This is a genomic window from Rugamonas brunnea (assembly GCF_014042345.1).
GTDB classification, from domain to species: Bacteria; Pseudomonadota; Gammaproteobacteria; order Burkholderiales; family Burkholderiaceae_D; genus Rugamonas; species Rugamonas brunnea.
Genome location: NZ_JACEZT010000012.1, coordinates 77,497 through 94,239 on the forward strand (window position 1 = coordinate 77,497; position 16,743 = coordinate 94,239).

The 16,743-nt window shown below is 66.6% G+C and carries 16 protein-coding genes; 5 read left to right on the forward strand and 11 right to left on the reverse strand.

Annotated features, from left to right (window positions below; all coding sequences use genetic code 11):
- The first annotated feature begins 115 nt into the window (after nt 1–115).
- The 4 genes from H3H37_RS17865 to waaA all read left to right on the forward strand — a co-directional run bounded on the left by H3H37_RS17865 (nt 116) and on the right by waaA (nt 4,958).
- Nucleotides 116–1,213 carry a glycosyltransferase family 4 protein gene (locus H3H37_RS17865; protein WP_182164962.1) on the forward strand — a complete coding sequence of 366 codons (1,098 nt, stop codon included), beginning with the start codon at nt 116–118 and terminating at the stop codon, nt 1,211–1,213.
- A 64-nt stretch (nt 1,214–1,277) separates the two neighbouring features.
- Entirely contained in the window at nt 1,278–2,660 is a 1,383-nt protein-coding gene (locus H3H37_RS17870) for a phosphomannomutase/phosphoglucomutase (protein ID WP_182164964.1), read from the forward strand.
- Nucleotides 2,661–2,664: 4 nt separating this feature from the next.
- Nucleotides 2,665–3,672, forward strand: a complete 1,008-nt coding sequence (gene waaC, locus H3H37_RS17875) for a lipopolysaccharide heptosyltransferase I (protein ID WP_182165131.1) — start codon at nt 2,665–2,667, stop codon at nt 3,670–3,672.
- A gap of 2 nt (nt 3,673–3,674) precedes the next feature.
- A complete protein-coding gene (gene waaA, locus H3H37_RS17880) occupies nt 3,675–4,958 on the forward strand; it encodes a lipid IV(A) 3-deoxy-D-manno-octulosonic acid transferase (protein WP_182164966.1) in 1,284 nt (427 codons plus the stop codon).
- Between the two features lie 69 nt (nt 4,959–5,027).
- Here waaA and H3H37_RS17885 read toward each other — a convergent pair whose 3' ends face one another.
- The 9 genes from H3H37_RS17885 to H3H37_RS17925 form a co-directional block, all read right to left on the reverse strand.
- Nucleotides 5,028–6,077 (reverse strand): M48 family metallopeptidase, encoded by a 1,050-nt coding sequence (locus tag H3H37_RS17885; protein WP_446033167.1) that lies wholly within the window; start codon nt 6,075–6,077, stop codon nt 5,028–5,030.
- Nucleotides 6,032–6,772, reverse strand: a complete 741-nt coding sequence (locus H3H37_RS17890; RefSeq protein ID WP_182164968.1) for a lysophospholipid acyltransferase family protein — start codon at nt 6,770–6,772, stop codon at nt 6,032–6,034. The genes H3H37_RS17885 and H3H37_RS17890 overlap by 46 nt, the downstream gene beginning before the upstream one ends.
- A 32-nt stretch (nt 6,773–6,804) precedes the next feature.
- Nucleotides 6,805–7,389 (reverse strand): D-glycero-beta-D-manno-heptose 1,7-bisphosphate 7-phosphatase, encoded by a 585-nt coding sequence (gene gmhB / locus H3H37_RS17895; RefSeq protein WP_182164970.1) that lies wholly within the window; start codon nt 7,387–7,389, stop codon nt 6,805–6,807.
- Nucleotides 7,390–9,498 (reverse strand): glycine--tRNA ligase subunit beta, encoded by a 2,109-nt coding sequence (gene glyS, locus H3H37_RS17900; protein ID WP_182164972.1) that lies wholly within the window; start codon nt 9,496–9,498, stop codon nt 7,390–7,392.
- Nucleotides 9,499–9,520: 22 nt separating this feature from the next.
- Nucleotides 9,521–10,432, reverse strand: a complete 912-nt coding sequence (glyQ, locus tag H3H37_RS17905) for a glycine--tRNA ligase subunit alpha (protein WP_182164974.1) — start codon at nt 10,430–10,432, stop codon at nt 9,521–9,523.
- Between the two features lie 91 nt (nt 10,433–10,523).
- Entirely contained in the window at nt 10,524–12,119 is a 1,596-nt protein-coding gene (lnt, locus tag H3H37_RS17910; protein WP_182164976.1) for an apolipoprotein N-acyltransferase, read from the reverse strand.
- Nucleotide 12,120: 1 nt separating this feature from the next.
- Entirely contained in the window at nt 12,121–12,999 is an 879-nt protein-coding gene (locus tag H3H37_RS17915) for a CorC family transporter (protein ID WP_182164978.1), read from the reverse strand.
- A 92-nt stretch (nt 13,000–13,091) separates the two neighbouring features.
- Entirely contained in the window at nt 13,092–13,559 is a 468-nt protein-coding gene (gene ybeY / locus H3H37_RS17920) for an rRNA maturation RNase YbeY (protein ID WP_182164980.1), read from the reverse strand.
- Entirely contained in the window at nt 13,543–14,589 is a 1,047-nt protein-coding gene (locus tag H3H37_RS17925; protein ID WP_182164982.1) for a PhoH family protein, read from the reverse strand. The genes ybeY and H3H37_RS17925 overlap by 17 nt, the downstream gene beginning before the upstream one ends.
- 345 nt (nt 14,590–14,934) lie before the next feature.
- Here H3H37_RS17925 and H3H37_RS17930 point away from each other — a divergent pair, with 345 nt between their 5' ends.
- Nucleotides 14,935–15,267, forward strand: a complete 333-nt coding sequence (locus H3H37_RS17930) for a hypothetical protein (RefSeq protein ID WP_182164984.1) — start codon at nt 14,935–14,937, stop codon at nt 15,265–15,267.
- 183 nt (nt 15,268–15,450) lie between these two features.
- On the opposite strand, the gene H3H37_RS17935 is transcribed toward H3H37_RS17930, so the two are convergent.
- Both H3H37_RS17935 and H3H37_RS17940 read right to left on the reverse strand, forming a co-directional pair.
- Nucleotides 15,451–16,296, reverse strand: a complete 846-nt coding sequence (locus H3H37_RS17935) for an HDOD domain-containing protein (RefSeq protein WP_182164986.1) — start codon at nt 16,294–16,296, stop codon at nt 15,451–15,453.
- A complete protein-coding gene (locus tag H3H37_RS17940) occupies nt 16,293–16,634 on the reverse strand; it encodes a hypothetical protein (RefSeq protein ID WP_182164988.1) in 342 nt (113 codons plus the stop codon). The genes H3H37_RS17935 and H3H37_RS17940 overlap by 4 nt, the downstream gene beginning before the upstream one ends.
- Nucleotides 16,635–16,743: the final 109 nt, after the last annotated feature.

Consider the following 16,743-nt stretch of genomic DNA (forward strand, 5'->3'; position numbering starts at 1 on the left):
GTACAATCGTCTATTGGCGAGCTGATAAGAGACGGACCGGGGGCGCGTGGCCCCGCTGTATCCGATCGCGACCATCAAGCGCCGCCCGCTATTTTCGTCCAGACAAAAAAAATAAATGTTTTCCTTTTTACTGAGTTTCATCGCGTCCACGCTGTTGACTCTGCTGGTCATTAAAGAAGCCCGCTTGCACGGGCCGGCCCTCGATGCCGATTTCGACGGTGTGCAGAAAGTCCACGTGCACACGGTGGCCCGCATCGGCGGCTTGCCCATTTTCGTGGCCGTGGCGCTCAGTTCCTGCATTTCCATCTGGCGCGTGCCCATCATGGGCAACTGGCTGCTGGCGCTGCTCGGCTGCTCGGCCGTGGCCTTCGCCGGCGGCATCGCGGAGGATTACACGGGCAAGGTGAGCGCGGCGCGCCGCCTGGTGCTGACCATGGCGGCCGCGCTGATGGGCTATTTCCTGCTCGACGCGCGCATCGACCGCATCGACTGGGCTTATTTTTCGGCCTGGCCCTTGCCCTACATGTGGCTGACCCTGCCGCTGACGATACTGGCCGTGGCCGGCATCGCCAACGCCGTCAACATCATCGACGGCTTCAACGGCCTGGCCAGCGTGGTCACGATCTGTATGCTGCTCTCTCTCGGTTACGTGGCACTGCAGGTCAATGACATGTTCGTGCTGGTGGCGGCCCTGATGGTGGCCGGCGCCACGGCGGGTTTTTTGGTGTGGAATTATCCGGTCGGGCTGATCTTCCTCGGTGACGGCGGCGCCTATTTCATCGGCTTCATGCTGGGGGAGCTGGCCTTGCTGCTGGTGATGCGCAATCCCCAGGTGTCGACCTGGTACGCGGCCTTGCTGCTGATTTATCCCGCGTTCGAAACCCTGTTTTCCGCCTATCGCCGCCTGTTCGTGCGCGGCAAGTCGCCGACCATGCCCGATGGCATCCATTTGCACAGCCTGATCTTCCGCCGCATCGTGCAATGGGCCGTGGGCCGCAAGGAAGCGCGCGCCCTGATGCGCCGCAATTCGCTGACCTCGCCCTACCTGTGGCTGTTTTCGCTGATGGCCGTGGTGCCGGCCACCATCTTCTGGCGCCATACCTGGCTATTGATGATTTTCTGCCTGCTGTTCATCACCAGCTATATCTGGATTTATGTCCGCATCGTGCGCTTCAAGGCGCCGCGCTGGATGATACGGCATAAGAAGCACTAGTCCCGGCCCCGGCTGCGGTATCATGTCGGCCTTGCTGCCCCCACTAACCACGCTCATACACACTATGGTTTCCCTGTCAAAAACGATTTTCAAAGCATACGATATCCGCGGCATCATCGGTAAAACCCTGGACGCGGGCGTGGCCCGCCAGATCGGCCAGGCGTTCGGCCAGGCCGCGCTGGCCAAGGGCGAGCGCGCCGTGGTGATCGGCCGCGACGGCCGGCTGTCCGGCCCGGAACTGGCGGCCGCGCTGGCGCAGGGCCTGCAGGCGGCGGGTGTGGACGTGATCGACCTGGGCGTGGTGGCCACCCCCATGGTCTATTTCGGCACCCATGCGCTGGACGCGCGTTCGGGCATCATGGTCACCGGCAGCCACAATCCGCCCGACTACAACGGCTTCAAGATGGTGCTGGCCGGTGAGGCCATCCACGGCGAGGCCATCACCTCGCTGTACCAGCGCATCGTCGACCATGACGGTTCCAGCGCCGCCACGCCGGGCAGCTACCGCACCCACGACATCCGCGCCGCCTACCTGGAGCGCATCATCGGCGACGTCAAGCTGGCGCGCCCGATCAAGATCGCCGTCGACTGCGGCAACGGCGTGGCCGGCGCGTTCGCGGGCGACCTGTATCGCGGCATGGGCTGCGAAGTGATCGAGTTGTTCTGCGACGTGGACGGCAACTTCCCCAACCACCATCCCGATCCGGCCCACCCGGAGAACCTGCAGGACCTGATCCGCTGCCTGCAGGAGACGGACGCCGAGATCGGCCTGGCCTTCGACGGCGACGGCGACCGCCTGGGCATCGTCACCAAGGATGGCCAGATCATCTACCCGGACCGCCAGATGATGCTGTTCGCGGCCGACGTGCTGACCCGCCATCCGGGTCAGCAGATCCTGTTCGACGTCAAGTGCACGCGCCACCTGGCGCCGTATATCGCCAAGAGCGGCGGCCAGCCGCTGATGTACAAGACCGGCCACTCGCTGGTGAAAGCCAAGCTGCGCGAGACGGGCGCCCCGCTGGGCGGCGAAATGAGCGGCCACATCTTCTTCAAGGACCGCTGGTACGGTTTCGACGACGGCCTGTACGCCGGCGCGCGCATGCTGGAAATCCTGACCCGCGAATCCGATCCATCGGCCCTGCTCAATTCCCTGCCGCAGTCCGACAGCACGCCGGAACTGCACCTGGAGCTGAAGGAAGGCGAGAACGTGGCGCTGATGGACAAGCTGCGCAGCGACGCCGAATTCCCCGGCCACGAGCAGATCATCACCATTGACGGCCTGCGGGTGGAATACGCGGACGGCTTCGGCCTGGCCCGCTCGTCCAACACCACGCCGGTGATCGTGATGCGCTTCGAAGCGGAGACCCCGGACGCGCTGGTGCGCATCCAGGGCCAGTTCAAGCGCGTGATCCTGGCCGCCAAGCCGGACGCGGTCCTGCCGTTCTGACGTGGTGGGCGCGCAAGCGGGCGGCAAGCGGCCGCTGAACATCCTGCTGGTGCGCGTTTCGTCGCTGGGCGACGTGCTGCACAACCTGCCGATGGTGGCCGACATCGCGCGCCACTACCCGGACGCCAATATCGACTGGGTGGTGGAGGAGGGCTATGTGAGCCTGGTGCGGCTCAACGCCCGCGTGCGCACCATCATCCCGTTCGCGCTGCGGCGCTGGCGCAAGAGCCTGGGCAAGCCCGAGACGCGGGCCGAGATCCGCGCCTTCTTCCGCACCCTGCGCCAGCAGCAGTACGACTACGTGTTCGATACCCAAGGCTTGCTCAAGACCGGCATCATCATGGGCGCGGCCCGCATCGTCAAAGGCGGCCACAAGGTGGGCCTGGCCAATGGCAGCGAAGGCTCGGGCTATGAAGGCATCTCGCGCTGGTTCCACACCGACAGCATACCGACCGACCCGCGCACCCATGCCGTGGCCCGTGGCCGCATCGTGGCCGGCGCGGCGCTCGGCTACCCGGTCGATACGCCGGCCGATTTCGGCCTGCCGGCCGTGTCGCCCGACGAACCCAAGCCGGACTGGATGCCGGCCACGCCCTACGCCGTCTACTTCCATGGCACGGCGCGCGACGCCAAGAAATGGGCGCCGCAGAACTGGATAGAACTGGGCCGCCAGCTGGCGCCCATGCCCATCCTGCTGCCGTGGGGCTCGGACAAGGAAAAGGCGGAGGCGGAACACCTGGCCGCCGGCCTGCCCAACGCGCGCGTGCTGCCCAAGCTGCCGATGGCCGACGCCACGCTGCTGGCGCGTCACGCGGCGCTGGCCATCGGCGTCGATACGGGCCTGACCCACATCGCCGCCGCCTTCACGGTGCCGACGGTGGAAATCTACGCCGACTCGCCGCGCTGGAAGACCGAGGGCAACTGGTCGCCCAAGATCATCAACCTGGGCGACCGTGGCGCGCCGCCCTCCGTGGCTGAAGTACTGGCCGCCGCCCGCACGCTGCTGGGCTGACCATGCGTATTTTCTATGCCGTGATGTGGACGCTGGCGCTGCCGCTGGTGCTGCTGCGCCTGTGGCTGCGCGGGCGCAAGGAACCGGGCTACCGCCAGCACTGGGGCGAGCGGCTGGGCTTCTACGGCGCCCGGCAGGGCAAGGCGCCGTTGTCGATCTGGGTGCATGCCGTCTCGGTCGGCGAAACCCGCGCCGCCGAACCGCTGGTCGACGCGCTGCTGGCACAGTATCCGGCTAGCCGCATCGTGCTGACCCACATGACGCCGACCGGCCGCGCCACCGGCAAGGCGCTGTTCGCCAAACATGGCGCGCGCTTGGTGCAATCCTATCTGCCCTACGATACGGCCGCCATGGTGCGCCGTTTCATCCGCCATTTCGAGCCCCGCGTCTGCATCCTGATGGAGACGGAGGTGTGGCCCAACCTGATCGGCCAGTGCGTGCGCGCGCAGGTGCCGGTGGTGCTGGCCAATGCCCGCCTGTCGGAACGCTCGCTGCGCAAGGCGTCGCGCTTCGGCAGCCTGCTGGTGGACGCGGCGCGCGGCATTTCGCTGGTGGCGGCGCAGACCGAGGCCGACGCGGAGCGCGTGCGCGCGCTGGGCGTGGCCAACGTGGCCGTCACCGGCAGCATCAAGTTCGACGTGGTGGTGCCGCAGGCGGCGCTGGATACGGGCGCCGCCCTGCGTGCCCACATCGGCGCGCGTCCCGTGCTGCTGTGCGCCAGCACGCGCGAGGGCGAGGAAGTGCTGATTCTCGACGCGTTCCGGCAGGCGCGCGCCGCGCTGCCGGCCGACTTGCTGCTGCTGCTGGTGCCGCGCCATCCGCAGCGTTTCGATGAAGTGGAAAAGCTGGTCGCCGAGCGCGGCCTGCAAGTACAACGCCGCAGCCGTCTGCAACTGGATGGCGGCGCTGCGCTGCAGGCCCAGGTGGACGTGTTGCTGGGTGATTCGATGGGTGAGATGTTCGCCTACTACGCGGCCTGCGACTGCGCGTTCGTGGGCGGCAGCCTGCTGCCGCTGGGCGGCCAGAACCTGATCGAACCGGCCGCGCTGGGCAAGCCCGTGCTGATCGGTCCCCACACCTTCAATTTCGCGCTGGTGACGGAAGACGCGCTGGCCGCCGGCGGCGCCCTGCGCGTGGCCGATGCGGCGGATCTCATGGCGCAGGCGGCCCGCCTGCTGGCCGACCACGCCGCCCGCGACACCATGGGCGCCCACGCGTTGACTTTCGCCAACCAGCATCGCGGCGCCACGGCCCGCACGCTGGCGTTGTTGCCGGCATTGCAGTAAGCCGGCAGCGCCCACGCTGTGCGCAGCAGGGGCAGGTTCCAGAGTCCGCCCCTGTCGTTCGCCGTTCGCCTATCCGAACAACACCGGCAATTCCTGCGCCCGCTTGCGCAGCAAGTTGCGTGCTTCCTCGTATTCCGGGTAGATCAGCCCCACCGTGTTCCAGAACTGCGCGCTGTGGTTCATTTCCAGCAGGTGCGACAGTTCGTGCGCCACCACGTAGTCGATCAGCGGCAGCGAGAAATGGATCAGCTTCCAGTTCAGCCGTATCTTGCGCTCCACCGTGCACGAGCCCCAGCGCGTGCCGGCCGAGGACAGCGCGAACGAGTGGTAGCGCACGCCCAGCCGGCCCGCATACAGGTCCAGCCGCTGCTCGAACAGTAGCTTGGCTTCCTGCTGCATCCAGGCCTTCACGCGTTCCTTGAGCAGCAGTTCCGTGGCGCCGGGGATCAGCACCATCGACAGTTCGCGCGTGGCCGGGTTGTAGGTGCTGCGGTTGCGTCCCCCCACCAGCAGGCGCAGTGTGATGTCGCCACCGAGGTAGGGCAGCTGGGCGCCGTCCACCCACTCGATGGGCGGCTTTTCCAGCCGCGCCGCGCGCCGTTCGCGCCGCTCGTGCAGCTTGCTCAGTATCCAGTGCTGCTTGGTGCGGATGGCGTTGTCGATCTCGGTGATGCTGACGCGCTTGGGCGCCGTCACGCGCAGCCCGTCGTCGTCGATCATGAAGCCGATCGAGCGGCGGGTCGAGCGGCGCAGCGTGTATTCGAGCACGAACTGCCCGACCAGCAGCTGGCGCTTGGGAGGCAGTTCGGGTGGAGGCGGCGCGGACGGCCGGACGGGTGTGGCGGTGGGAGGTGCGGCGGGGGTGATGGTGACAGGTGGCGTCCAGGGCGGTGCGCCGGGACGCACGGGCGGGCTGGCCGTCTCCGGCGTGCGCAGCAGGTTGGCCGAGTGGGGCGTGGCGGCCGGCGTGGTGGCCGGTGCGGCGGCCTCCGACCCGAACAGGTCCAACTGCCGGCGCGCCGCGTCCGACGCCGCGTCCTGCGGCGCCGGTTTGACGGCGGTGGCCAGGTCGTCTAGCCAGCGCTGTAGGCGTGGGGCGAAATGACGCGCATTTCTGATTCTATCCAATTTTCCACCTGTTGCATCATGCTGTCCGGCGTCTGGCCTTCCGGCGAGATCGGCTTGCCGATCGATACCGTGATCAGGCCCGGACGTTTGATAAACGAGTTCTTGGGCCAGCATTCACCGGAGTTGTGCGCGATCGGCACCACCACGGCGCCGGTCGCGATGGCCAGGCGGGTGCCGCCGCTCTTGTACTTGCCTGCCTGGCCGACCGGGATGCGGGTCCCTTCGGGGAACATGATAATCCATTGGCCGTCCTTCAGGCGACGTTTGCCATGCCGGACCACATCCTTGAACGCGTTCTTGCCTTTGTTGCGGTCGATGGGGATCATGCGCAGCAGCGCCATGGCCCAGCCGAAGAAGGGAATGTACAGGATCTCCTTCTTGAACACGAACACCAGCGGGCGCGGCATGTTCGGCAGCAGGAAGATGGTCTCCCATGCCGACTGGTGCTTCGACAGCACCACGGCCGGCGCGTCGGGATAGTTCTCGGCGCCCTTGACCTGATAGCGGATGCCGCAGATCACCTTGGCGCACCAGATCATGAAGACGTTCCAGCGCGCGGTGACCCAGAAGCGCTTGTTGTAAGGCAGGGGCGCGACCAGGAAGCAGACGCAGGCCCAGACGACGGTCGAAATGATCATGATGATCATGAACAGCAAGGAACGCAGGAACAAAACGGTATTACGCAATGCGGTCTCCAGGACTCGATTTCTTGATGTGATTATGGATTGGCGGCTTGCGGCGCACTGGCCGATGCCGTCTTGAGCAGGTGGCTGACGGTGGTCGCCAGATCGGGGAACACCATGGTACCGGGCGGCAGGCCGCCGGTGCTGTGGGTCTTCTCGCCCTTGCCGGTCAGGACCAGGAACGGCACGCAGCCACGTTCGTAGCCGGCCTGCAGGTCGCGCAGCGAATCGCCCACGGTGGGCACGCCCTTCAGGCTCACCTGGTAGCGCTTGGCGATTTCGTCGAACATGCCGGGCTTGGGCTTGCGGCAGTCGCAGCTGTCGGCCGCCGCGTGCGGGCAGAAGAACACGGCGTCGATGGTGGCGCCCACCTGCTGCGCCAGCATGTGCATCTTCTGGTGGATGGCGTTGAGCACCGTCATGTCGAAGTACTCGCGCGCGATGCCCGACTGGTTCGACGCCACCACCACCCGGTAGCCGGCCTGGTTCAGGCGGGCGATCGCTTCCAGCGAACCGGGGATGGCGTGCCACTCGGCCGGTGACTTGATGAAGTCCGGCGAGTCATGGTTGATCACGCCGTCGCGGTCGAGGATGATCAGTTTGAGTGCCGGACTTCCCATTTAGGCCGCCAGCTTGGAAATGTCGGCCACGCGGTTCATCATGCCGTGCAGCGACGACAGCAGGGCCAGGCGGTTGTTGCGCAGGGCTACATCGTCGGCCATCACCATCACGTCGTTGAAGAAGGCGTCCACGTCGTCGCGCAGCTGGGCCAGCGTCTTGAGCGTGCCGGCGAAGTCGCCGCGCGCGAACGCCGCGTCCACTTCCGGCTGCACGCGGGTGACGGCGGCGGCCAGGTTCTTCTCGGCCGTGTCCTGCAGCAGGGCGGGGTTGACGCCCGCGTTGCCGCTTTGCGCCAGCGCTTCCTCATTCTTCTTCAGGATGTTGGTGATGCGCTTGTTGGCGGCGGCCAGCGAGGCGCTTTCCGGCAGGGCGGCGAAGGCTTGCACGGCTTCCAGGCGCTGCACGATGTCGTCCAGGCGGTCCGGATTCTGGGCCACCACGGCTTCGATCTCGTTGGGCGAGAAGCCGCGCTCGCGCAGCATGCCGCGCAGGCGGTCGAGCATGAAGGCCGTGACTTCGGCGGCCGGGTTCTTGAAGCCGGGGATGGCCGCGAATTTGGCGGCGGCGTCGGCCAGCACGGCGCTGATGGCCAGCGGCAGGCGTTTTTCCACCAGCATGCGCAGCACGCCCAGGGCGTGGCGGCGCAGCGCGAACGGGTCCTTGTCGCCGGTCGGCTGCAGGCCGATGGCCCAGATGCCGACCAGGGTTTCGAGCTTGTCGGCCAGCGCCACGGCGGTGCCGGTGGCGGTGGTGGGCAGGGCGTCGCCGGCGAAGCGCGGCTGGTAGTGCTCGGAGGCGGCCAGCGCCACTTCCTCGTGCTCGCCGTCGTGGCGCGCGTAGTAGGTGCCCATGATGCCTTGCAGCTCAGGGAACTCGCCCACCATGTCGGTCAGCAGGTCGGCCTTGGACAGCAGGGCGCCGCGGGTGGCCAGCGACACGTCCGTGCCCAGCGCGCGGGCGATGGCGGCGGCCAGCGCGGTGACGCGCTCGCTGCGCTCGGCCTGGGTGCCCAGCTTGTTGTGGTAGACGACGTTCTTCAGCAGCGGCAGGCGCGAACCGAGGGTCTTCTTCTTGTCCTGCTCGAAGAAGAACTTGGCGTCCGACAGGCGCGGGCGCACCACGCGCTCGTTGCCGCCGACGATGGCGTCCGGCGTGGCGGTGGCGATGTTGGAGACGATCAGGAAGCGCGAACGCAGCTTGCCTTGCGCGTCCGTCAGCGCGAAGTATTTCTGGTTGGTCTGCATGGTCAGGATCAGGCATTCCTGCGGCACGGCCAGGAACTGTTCCTCGAAGTGGCACTCGTAGACCACCGGCCATTCGACCAGCGCCGTCACTTCATCGAGCAGCGCCTCGGGCATCAGCACCTGGTCGGCGCCGGCTTTTGCCAGCAGGGCGGCGCGGATCTGTTCCTTGCGCGCGTCGAAGCCGGCGATTACCTTGCCCTGTTCGGCCAGGGTGGCGGCGTAGCTGTCGGCGTTGGCCACGGTGAAGGTGCGGCTGGCGCCCGTCATCAGGAAGCGGTGGCCTTCGGTGGTGTTGGAGGCCGTCAGGCCCAGCAGGGTCAGTGGCAGTACGGTGGCGCCGTGCAGCGCGATCAGGCTGTGGGCCGGGCGCACGAAGTTGACGGTGGCGCCGTCCGGGCGCTGGTAGCTCATCAGCTTGGGAATCGGCAGCTTGGCGGCCGATTCCTCCAGCGCGGCCTGCAGGCCGGCCTGCAGCGCGCTGCCGGTGGCCGTGTAGGTGTAGAAGAAGCTTTCCGCCTTGCCGTCCTGGGCCCGCTCCAGCTGGTCCACGGTCAGGTCGGGGAAGCCCAGCGCGGCCAGTTTCTTGGCCAGCGGCGGCGTGCCGTTGCCGTTGGCGTCCAGCGCCACGCTCACGGGCAGCACTTTTTCGCGGATCGATTTATCGGGCGAGGTGGCGCGCACGCCGGTGATGGAGACGGCCAGCCGGCGCGGCGTGGCGTAGGTGGTGGCGACGCTGTCGGCTTCCAGGAAGTCGCGCGATTTGAGGCCGTTGACGATGCCGGCGGCGAAGGCGGCGCCCAGCTTGGCCAGCGCCTTGGGCGGCAGTTCTTCGGTCAGCAGTTCGATTAAGAGAGTCTGGTTCATATCGTTTCTATTCTTTTTCGGCTCAGGCGGCGGTGGCGGAGGCGGGCAGCATGGGGAAGCCCAGGCGCTCACGCGAGTCGTAATACGCTTGCGCCACCAGGCGCGACAGCGTGCGCACGCGGCCGATGTAGGCGGCGCGCTCGGTCACGGAAATGGCGCCGCGCGCGTCCAGCATGTTGAAGCTGTGCGACGCTTTCATGATCTGCTCGTAGGCCGGCAGCGTCAGTTGCAGTTCGATCAGGCGCTTGGCTTCCGATTCGTGGTTGGCGAACTGGGCGAACAGCAGCTCCGTGTTGGCGTGCTCGAAGTTGTAGGTCGATTGTTCGACCTCGTTCTGGTGGAACACGTCGCCGTAGGTGAGCTTCTTGGTCACGCCGTTCTCTTCCCACTCGGTCCAGACCAGGTCGTAGACGTTTTCCACGCCCTGCAGATACATGGCCAGGCGTTCGATGCCGTAGGTGATCTCGCCCAGCACGGGCTTGCAATCGAGGCCGCCCACTTGCTGGAAGTAGGTGAACTGGGTCACTTCCATGCCGTTCAGCCACACTTCCCAGCCCAGGCCCCAGGCGCCCAGGGTCGGGCTTTCCCAGTCATCCTCGACGAAACGCACGTCGTTCTGCTTCAGGTCCAGGCCCAGCGCTTCGAGCGAACCGAGGTACAGGTCCAGGATGTTTTCCGGCGCAGGCTTGAGCACCACCTGGTACTGGTAGTAGTGCTGCAGGCGGTTCGGGTTCTCGCCGTAGCGGCCATCCTTGGGACGGCGCGATGGCTGCACATAGGCCGCGCGCCAAGGCTCGGGGCCGATCGCGCGCAGGAACGTCCCGGTGTGGAAGGTGCCGGCACCCACTTCCATGTCGTAGGGCTGGAGCAGGGCGCAGCCTTGCTTGTCCCAGTAGGTTTGCAAGGTCAGGATAATTTGTTGAAATGTGAGCATCGTGTTTGGTCGGTGGCGCGCAGCGGGGCGCAACGGTTGCAGTTTCGCTAAAGCGGCTAATTTTAGCGGGTTTTGGGGGCAGCTGTAGAGATTAGGGCGCTTGTTGGCTTACTTTAGACTGATTTTTTGCCGAATTTGTCACGTGCCGCCCCCACAGCCAGGCGCCCGCCAGGGCCAGCGTCCACAGCGCCAGCACCAGCTTGTTGCCCCACAGGATATAGGGCGTGCTGCCGGCCATGCCCTGCACGGTGGCGGCCAGCGTGCCGTTCGTGTTGGCGGCCAGCCGCGCCACCACGTCGCCGCGTCCGTCGATGACGGCCGTGGCGCCCGTGTTGGTGGCGCGCAGCATGGGGCGGCCCGTCTCCAGCGCCCGCATTTGCGAGATCTGCAAGTGCTGGGGGATGGCGATGGTGTCGCCGAACCAGGCCAGGTTGGACGCGTTGAGCAGCACCGTGGCCGGCTTCTGGCCGCCGGCCGGATGGTTGAGCTGGGCCGCGATCTCCTCGCCGAACAAGTCCTCGTAGCAGATGTTGGGCAGCACGCGCTGGTCCTTGACGGCGAACGCCGGCTGGATGGCCGGGCCGCGGGTCTGGTCGCCGAGCGGGATGTTCATCAGGTCGACGAACCAGCGGAAGCCGAGCGGGATGAATTCGCCGTACGGCACCAGGTGGTGCTTGTCGTAGCGGTAGTAGGCGGCGTTGGGCACGGGCGTCATGCCCAGCACGCTGTTGAAGTAGGCGGTCTGGCTGTCGGCCATGGGGATGCCCAGCGCCAGGCTGCTGCCGGTGCGTTGCAGGAACAGGCTGATGGCGGGCAGGTAGTCGGGCGGCAGCTGCTGCGGCAGCATCACGACCGCCGTTTCCGGCGTGGCGATCAGGTCCGCCGGGGCGGCCATGATGGCGTCGCGGTATTGTTTGAGCGCGGCCAGCACGTGGGCGCCGTTGAATTTCTCGTCCTGCGGCACGTTGCCCTGGATCAGGCGCACGGAGATCGGTTTGCCTTCCGCGTAGGTCCAGTGCAGTTGCGCGAGCGCGCCGCCGCCGGCCAGCACGGCCGCCACCAGGGCCAGCGCGCGCCAGCGGCTGCGGTGCATCAGCAGCAACAGGGCGCCCGCGCACATGGCGGCCAGCCAGCCCAGGCCGTACACGCCGACCACGGGCGCGTAGCCGGCCAGCGGGCCGTGGTTGTGGGCGTAGCCGGCCGACAGCCACGGGAAGCCCGTGAACAGCCAGCCGCGCACCCATTCGCACAGCGACCACATGGTGGGCAGCAGCAGCAGGTTGGAGGCGGGCAGCGGCAGCGCCCAGCGCTGGCGCAGCCATGAGGCGCCGGCCATGGCCAGTGCCACGTAGGCGCCCATGCCCCAGGCCAGCAGCGCCACGGCGGCGGCGGCCAGCGGCGCCGGCATGTCGCCGTAGGTGTGCAGGGAAACGTAGATCCACCAGACCCCGGCCGCGGTCCAGCCGAAGCCGTAGGCCCAGCCGATCAGGGCGCCGCCCTTGACGCTGGAGCTGCGCAGCACCTGGTAGAACAGGATGGCGAGGCTGACAAATTCGAGCGGCCACCAGCCGAACGGGGCGAACGCGAACACGGCGGCCGCGCCGGCGGCGGCCGTGATGGTCATCCGGCCGCGGGTGCTGCGCTGGGGTTTGGGCGGGGCGTTGGGATCGGTGCGGCGAAAACGCATGTTACGCGTCTTGCTCCGGCGTGGCCGGCAGTTTTTCCACCAGCAGCACGTGCACCTGGCGGGCGTCGGCGCGCAGCACTTCGAAGCGCAGGCCGTCCAGGTCGAACACGTCGCCCTTGTGCGGCATGCGGGCCAGGTGCTTGGCCACCAGGCCGCCGATGGTGTCGACGTCGTCGTCGGGCAGGGCGGTGTCGAGTTCCTCGTTGAACTGGGTGATTTCCGTCAGCGCCTTGATGCGCCAGCGGGGGCCGAACTGGCCTTCCTTGATGGACAGGATGTTGTCCTCTTCCTCGTCGAAATCGTATTCGTCCTCGATGTCGCCGACGATCTGCTCCAGCACGTCCTCGATGGTGATCAGACCGGCCACGCCGCTGTATTCGTCCACCACGATGGCCATGTGGTTGTGGTTGGCGCGGAAATCGCGCAGCAGCACATTGAGGCGCTTCGATTCGGGGATGAAGATGGCCGGGCGCAGCATGTCGCGCACGTCGAACGATTCCTCGGCGTAGTAGCGCAGCAGGTCCTTGGCCAGCAGGATGCCGATCACCTTGTCGCGCTCGCCCTCGATGGCGGGGAAGCGCGAGTGGGCCGTCTGCAGCACGGCCGGCATCCATTCCTCGATGGGTTTGGAGATGTCGATCACGTCCATCTGGGAACGGGGGATCATGATGTCGCGCGCCGACAGGTCCGACACCTGGAACACGCCTTCGATCATCGACAGGGCGTCGGCGTCGATCAGGTTGCGTTCGTGGGCGTCGTGCAGGACGTCGAGCAGTTCCGCGCGGTTCTCGGGCTCGGGGGAGATGAGGGCGGTCAGGCGTTCAAACAGTGACCGGTGGGGCTTGGCGTCAGACTTGACGCCACTAGAGTGCTCTTGCATAGGAGGCGTGAGCCGTTGTTTCGAAGGGATATAGGATACACCAAACGGACTGGCGGGGCCGATTTTGCCATTTTGGCACGGCCCGCGCCGGCTTATTCGGCGTAGGGATCGGCCACGCCCAGCTTGGCCAGGATCTCCGTTTCCAGGCCTTCCATCTCGGCCGCTTCCTCGTCGTCCAGGTGGTCGTAACCCTGGGCGTGCAGCACGCCGTGCACGATCAGGTGGGCCGTGTGCTGCTCCACCGTCTTCTTCTGTTCGGCCGCCTCGCGCTCCAGCACGTCCGTGCACAGGATGATGTCGGCCTGGGTCGGCGCGTCATCCGGCAATTCCTCCTCGCCCTCGTTGTAGGCGAAGGTCAGCACGTTGGTGGCGTAATCCTTGCCCCGGTAGTCGCGGTTCAGGGCGCGGCCTTCCTCGGCATCGACGAAGCGGATGGTCAGTTCGGCCGGCGCCAGCAGCGCGGCCTGGACCCAGCGCCGCACTTTGGGACGGGTGATGCTTTCTTGCAGACGGGGATCGGGATATTGCACCGACAGGCTCAGTTTATTTTTTTCGGACATTTTTAATGGCGGTGGCTTTGAGTAAAGGGGCGATTTCGGCGTGGTGCGCGTGGGCCGTCTCGTAGGCGTCGACGATGCGCGCCACCAGTGGATGGCGCACCACGTCCTCGCTGGTGAACTGGGTGAAGGCGATGCCGCGCACGTCCTTGAGCACCTGGACGGCGTCCACCAGACCGCTCTTCATGGTCTTGTGCAGGTCGACCTGGGTCACGTCGCCCGTGACCACGGCCTTGCTGCCGAAGCCGATGCGGGTCAGGAACATCTTCATCTGTTCCACCGTCGTGTTCTGGGCCTCGTCCAGGATCACGAACGCGTGGTTGAGGGTGCGGCCGCGCATGTAGGCCAGCGGGGCGATCTCGATCACCTGTTTCTCGAACATCTTTTGCGTGCGGTCAAAACCCAGCAGGTCGTACAGCGCGTCGTACAGCGGGCGCAGGTAGGGATCGACCTTCTGCGCCAGGTCGCCCGGCAGGAAGCCCAGCCGCTCGCCCGCTTCCACGGCCGGACGGGTCAGGATGATGCGCTTGACGGCGTCGCGTTCGAGCGCGTCCACCGCGCAGGCCACGGCCAGGTAGGTCTTGCCGGTGCCGGCCGGGCCGATGCCGAAGCTGATGTCGTGTTCAAGCACGTTGCGCAGGTAGCGGATCTGGTGCGGCGTGCGCCCGCGCAGGTCGCTGCGGCGGGTCTTGAGCACGGGGCTGGCGATGTCCGGTTCCACGAACGGTGCTTCCGGGTGTTCCTCCACCACGCCGGCCAAGCCGGCCCGTTGCTCTACCAGCGCCAGTTGCACTTCCTCGATCGGCACCACCTTGTTGGCCACGGCGTAGAACTGTTCCAGGATCTGCACCGCCCGTTCGGCGTTGCTGCCGCTGACGATGAACTTCTCGCCGCGGCGGAAGATGGTGACGTCCAGCGCGGCCGAGATCTGGCGCAGGTTCTCGTCGAGCGGGCCGCACAGGTGGGCCAGCCGGGTGTTATCGAGCGGCTCGGGGATGAAGTAGTACGGCTGGACGGGGGTCTTGGTTTTCAATGGGGTGCTGTGGTCGTGTTGCGCGGTTGCGGACCGGGCCGGGCGGCGCGGGGCCTTCAGGCCGTAGTTTACCGTAAATCGGCGCGGGCGGGCCTGGCCCTGCGTCCGACTTGCGTGCGCCGCAATTTTGCTTTGTGTGATGAAATGGCCATGTTGCTAAGTTTTCCCGCCGATGGTTGAGGTCAAACAATCTTCGCAGCCCCAGGGCGGCTGAAACATTGGGATTTAGGCATAAGATATTGCATGAAAGGCAAGCAGTCTGAGGCCTTTGGAACTGGCGGTGCGCTAAGCGTGCCTTAAGTTCGTAGCAGCACCATTTCATCATCACCACAGACGAGGAACATCATGGCACACCACGCTCTCGCTTCCCAGGAAAGCTACAACCCCAACCATTTGCTCGACATCCTGCTGGGCAAAATGCAGCTGAAGAACGATGCCGCATTGTCGCGCCTGCTGGAAGTGGCGCCGCCCGTCATCAGCAAGATCCGCCACCACCGCTTGCCGGTGGGCGCCTCGCTGCTGATCCGCATGCATGAAGTGACGGGCATGAGCATCCGCGACCTGCGCGACTTGATGGGCGACCGCCGCACCAAGTACCGTTTGTCCGATGCCCAGGGCCGCCCCAAGCCAGAGGACCGCGCCGACCGCCCCGAAGCCAGCGGTTATGCGCGCCACTGATGGCGCCGCACCGGTCTGCCGCGCCTGACCGGCGCCGGCGGGCCTGAGGCGGGCTGGCCGCGCCGACCCGGCACGGCGACGCCCATCGCCTCACAGGCTCAGCGCCTTGCCGGCTCTGCGCCTTATCGCCTCATGGCGTCCAACGCGCGCACGCCGCCACCCGGCGGACCGGGCCTGCGCGGGTCAGGACAGCAGCACCATCGCGATTTCGCCGAACTGCAGCTCCGTCTCGCGGAACAGCTGCAAGCACGTTTCCTCATTCAGGGCCAGCGCCGTCCAGGCCACGGTCGACACCGGCGGCACCAGGCCGTCCGGCATCTGCGCCAGGTCCAGCGCATGCACCATGGCGTCGGCCACATGGATGATGGCGGCCAGGAAGCCGGCGCCCGGCGTTTCCGGGTCGTGGTGGCCACCGATGGCCAGCCGCATGGTGTCGGAAAAATTCCAGTGCTCGGCCAGCGCCATGCCGGCGTCCACGTGGTCGATGCCCAGCACCGCCCGTTCCGCCTCCAGCATTGAGCAGTCGTGGGCGTCGCGGTGGGCGATCGCCTGCGCGTACTGCTGCGGGAAGCAGGCCACCAGCACCAGCCGGCCGATGTCGTGCAGCAGGCCGGCCGTGAACGCGTAATCCTGGTTGAAGCGCATCTGGCGCGCCAGCACCTTGGCGCAGGCGGCCGTGGCAATCGAATGGCGCCAGAAGCGCTTGTGGTCGAAGCCTTCGCAGCGGCCCTCGGCGAAGCAGCCGGTGACGGCCGCCGCCGTGATCAGGTTGCGCGTGGTCTGGAAACCGAGGAAGGTGATGGCCTGCTGGATGGTCGTCACCTTGACCTGCAGGCCATACAGCGAGGAATTGGCCAGCCGCAGCGTCTTGGCCGTGAGCGCCGAGTCGTGCGACACCTTCTTGGCCAGCACCGAGATGTCGACTTCCTCCTGGTCTATGCTGTTGAGCAGTTCCATCACGACGGCCGGCAGCGAGGGCAGGTCGTCCAGGTTCTTGACGATGTCGTCGTAGGTCAGGGGCGTGCTCATTCAGGGGTGTCCTCCATACCCAACCGGAAGTCCGTCACGTAATGACGCAGCAGGCCGGTGGCCCAGTCGCGGTCATTGTCCGGATCGTGCTTGCGGAACAGGTGGGCTATGCGTTGCTGGTAATGCTGGCGGGTGGCGGCCAGTTCGTCCGGCGAGACCGGCGGCGTGGCGATGGGCAGCACGGCGATGCCGTGGCGCGGCATCAGGTCGAGCATGGCTTCGGTCAGCACGGTCCCCTGCGGCAGCAGCACATGGCCCTGCACATCGAGCAGTTCGTCCGACAGCACCATGCCGGGTTCGGCCTGGGCCAGCGGGATGTGGTGGTAAGTGGCAGTCATGGCGCCTCCGGCATTCTGTAGTCCTGATCTTACCATCGTCGTGGCGCGCGGTGTGACGCGGCCCCGCCGGCCCGCCGGGCCCGCCGCGGGCGCCAGGAGCGCGCCGGCA

Bases quoted from the DNA above. Each gene is read 5' to 3' on its own strand.
- H3H37_RS17865 (WP_182164962.1), top strand. From the start codon at position 116: ATGTTTTCCTTTTTACTGAGTTTCATCGCGTCCACGCTGTTGACTCTG.
- H3H37_RS17870 (WP_182164964.1), top strand. From the start codon at position 1,278: ATGGTTTCCCTGTCAAAAACGATTTTCAAAGCATACGATATCCGCGGC.
- waaA (WP_182164966.1), top strand. From the start codon at position 3,675: ATGCGTATTTTCTATGCCGTGATGTGGACGCTGGCGCTGCCGCTGGTG.
- gmhB (WP_182164970.1), bottom strand. From the start codon at position 7,389: ATGGGAAGTCCGGCACTCAAACTGATCATCCTCGACCGCGACGGCGTG.
- glyS (WP_182164972.1), bottom strand. From the start codon at position 9,498: ATGAACCAGACTCTCTTAATCGAACTGCTGACCGAAGAACTGCCGCCC.
- glyQ (WP_182164974.1), bottom strand. From the start codon at position 10,432: ATGCTCACATTTCAACAAATTATCCTGACCTTGCAAACCTACTGGGAC.
- lnt (WP_182164976.1), bottom strand. From the start codon at position 12,119: ATGCGTTTTCGCCGCACCGATCCCAACGCCCCGCCCAAACCCCAGCGC.
- H3H37_RS17915 (WP_182164978.1), bottom strand. From the start codon at position 12,999: ATGCAAGAGCACTCTAGTGGCGTCAAGTCTGACGCCAAGCCCCACCGG.
- ybeY (WP_182164980.1), bottom strand. From the start codon at position 13,559: ATGTCCGAAAAAAATAAACTGAGCCTGTCGGTGCAATATCCCGATCCC.
- H3H37_RS17930 (WP_182164984.1), top strand. From the start codon at position 14,935: ATGGCACACCACGCTCTCGCTTCCCAGGAAAGCTACAACCCCAACCAT.
- H3H37_RS17935 (WP_182164986.1), bottom strand. From the start codon at position 16,296: ATGAGCACGCCCCTGACCTACGACGACATCGTCAAGAACCTGGACGAC.
- H3H37_RS17940 (WP_182164988.1), bottom strand. From the start codon at position 16,634: ATGACTGCCACTTACCACCACATCCCGCTGGCCCAGGCCGAACCCGGC.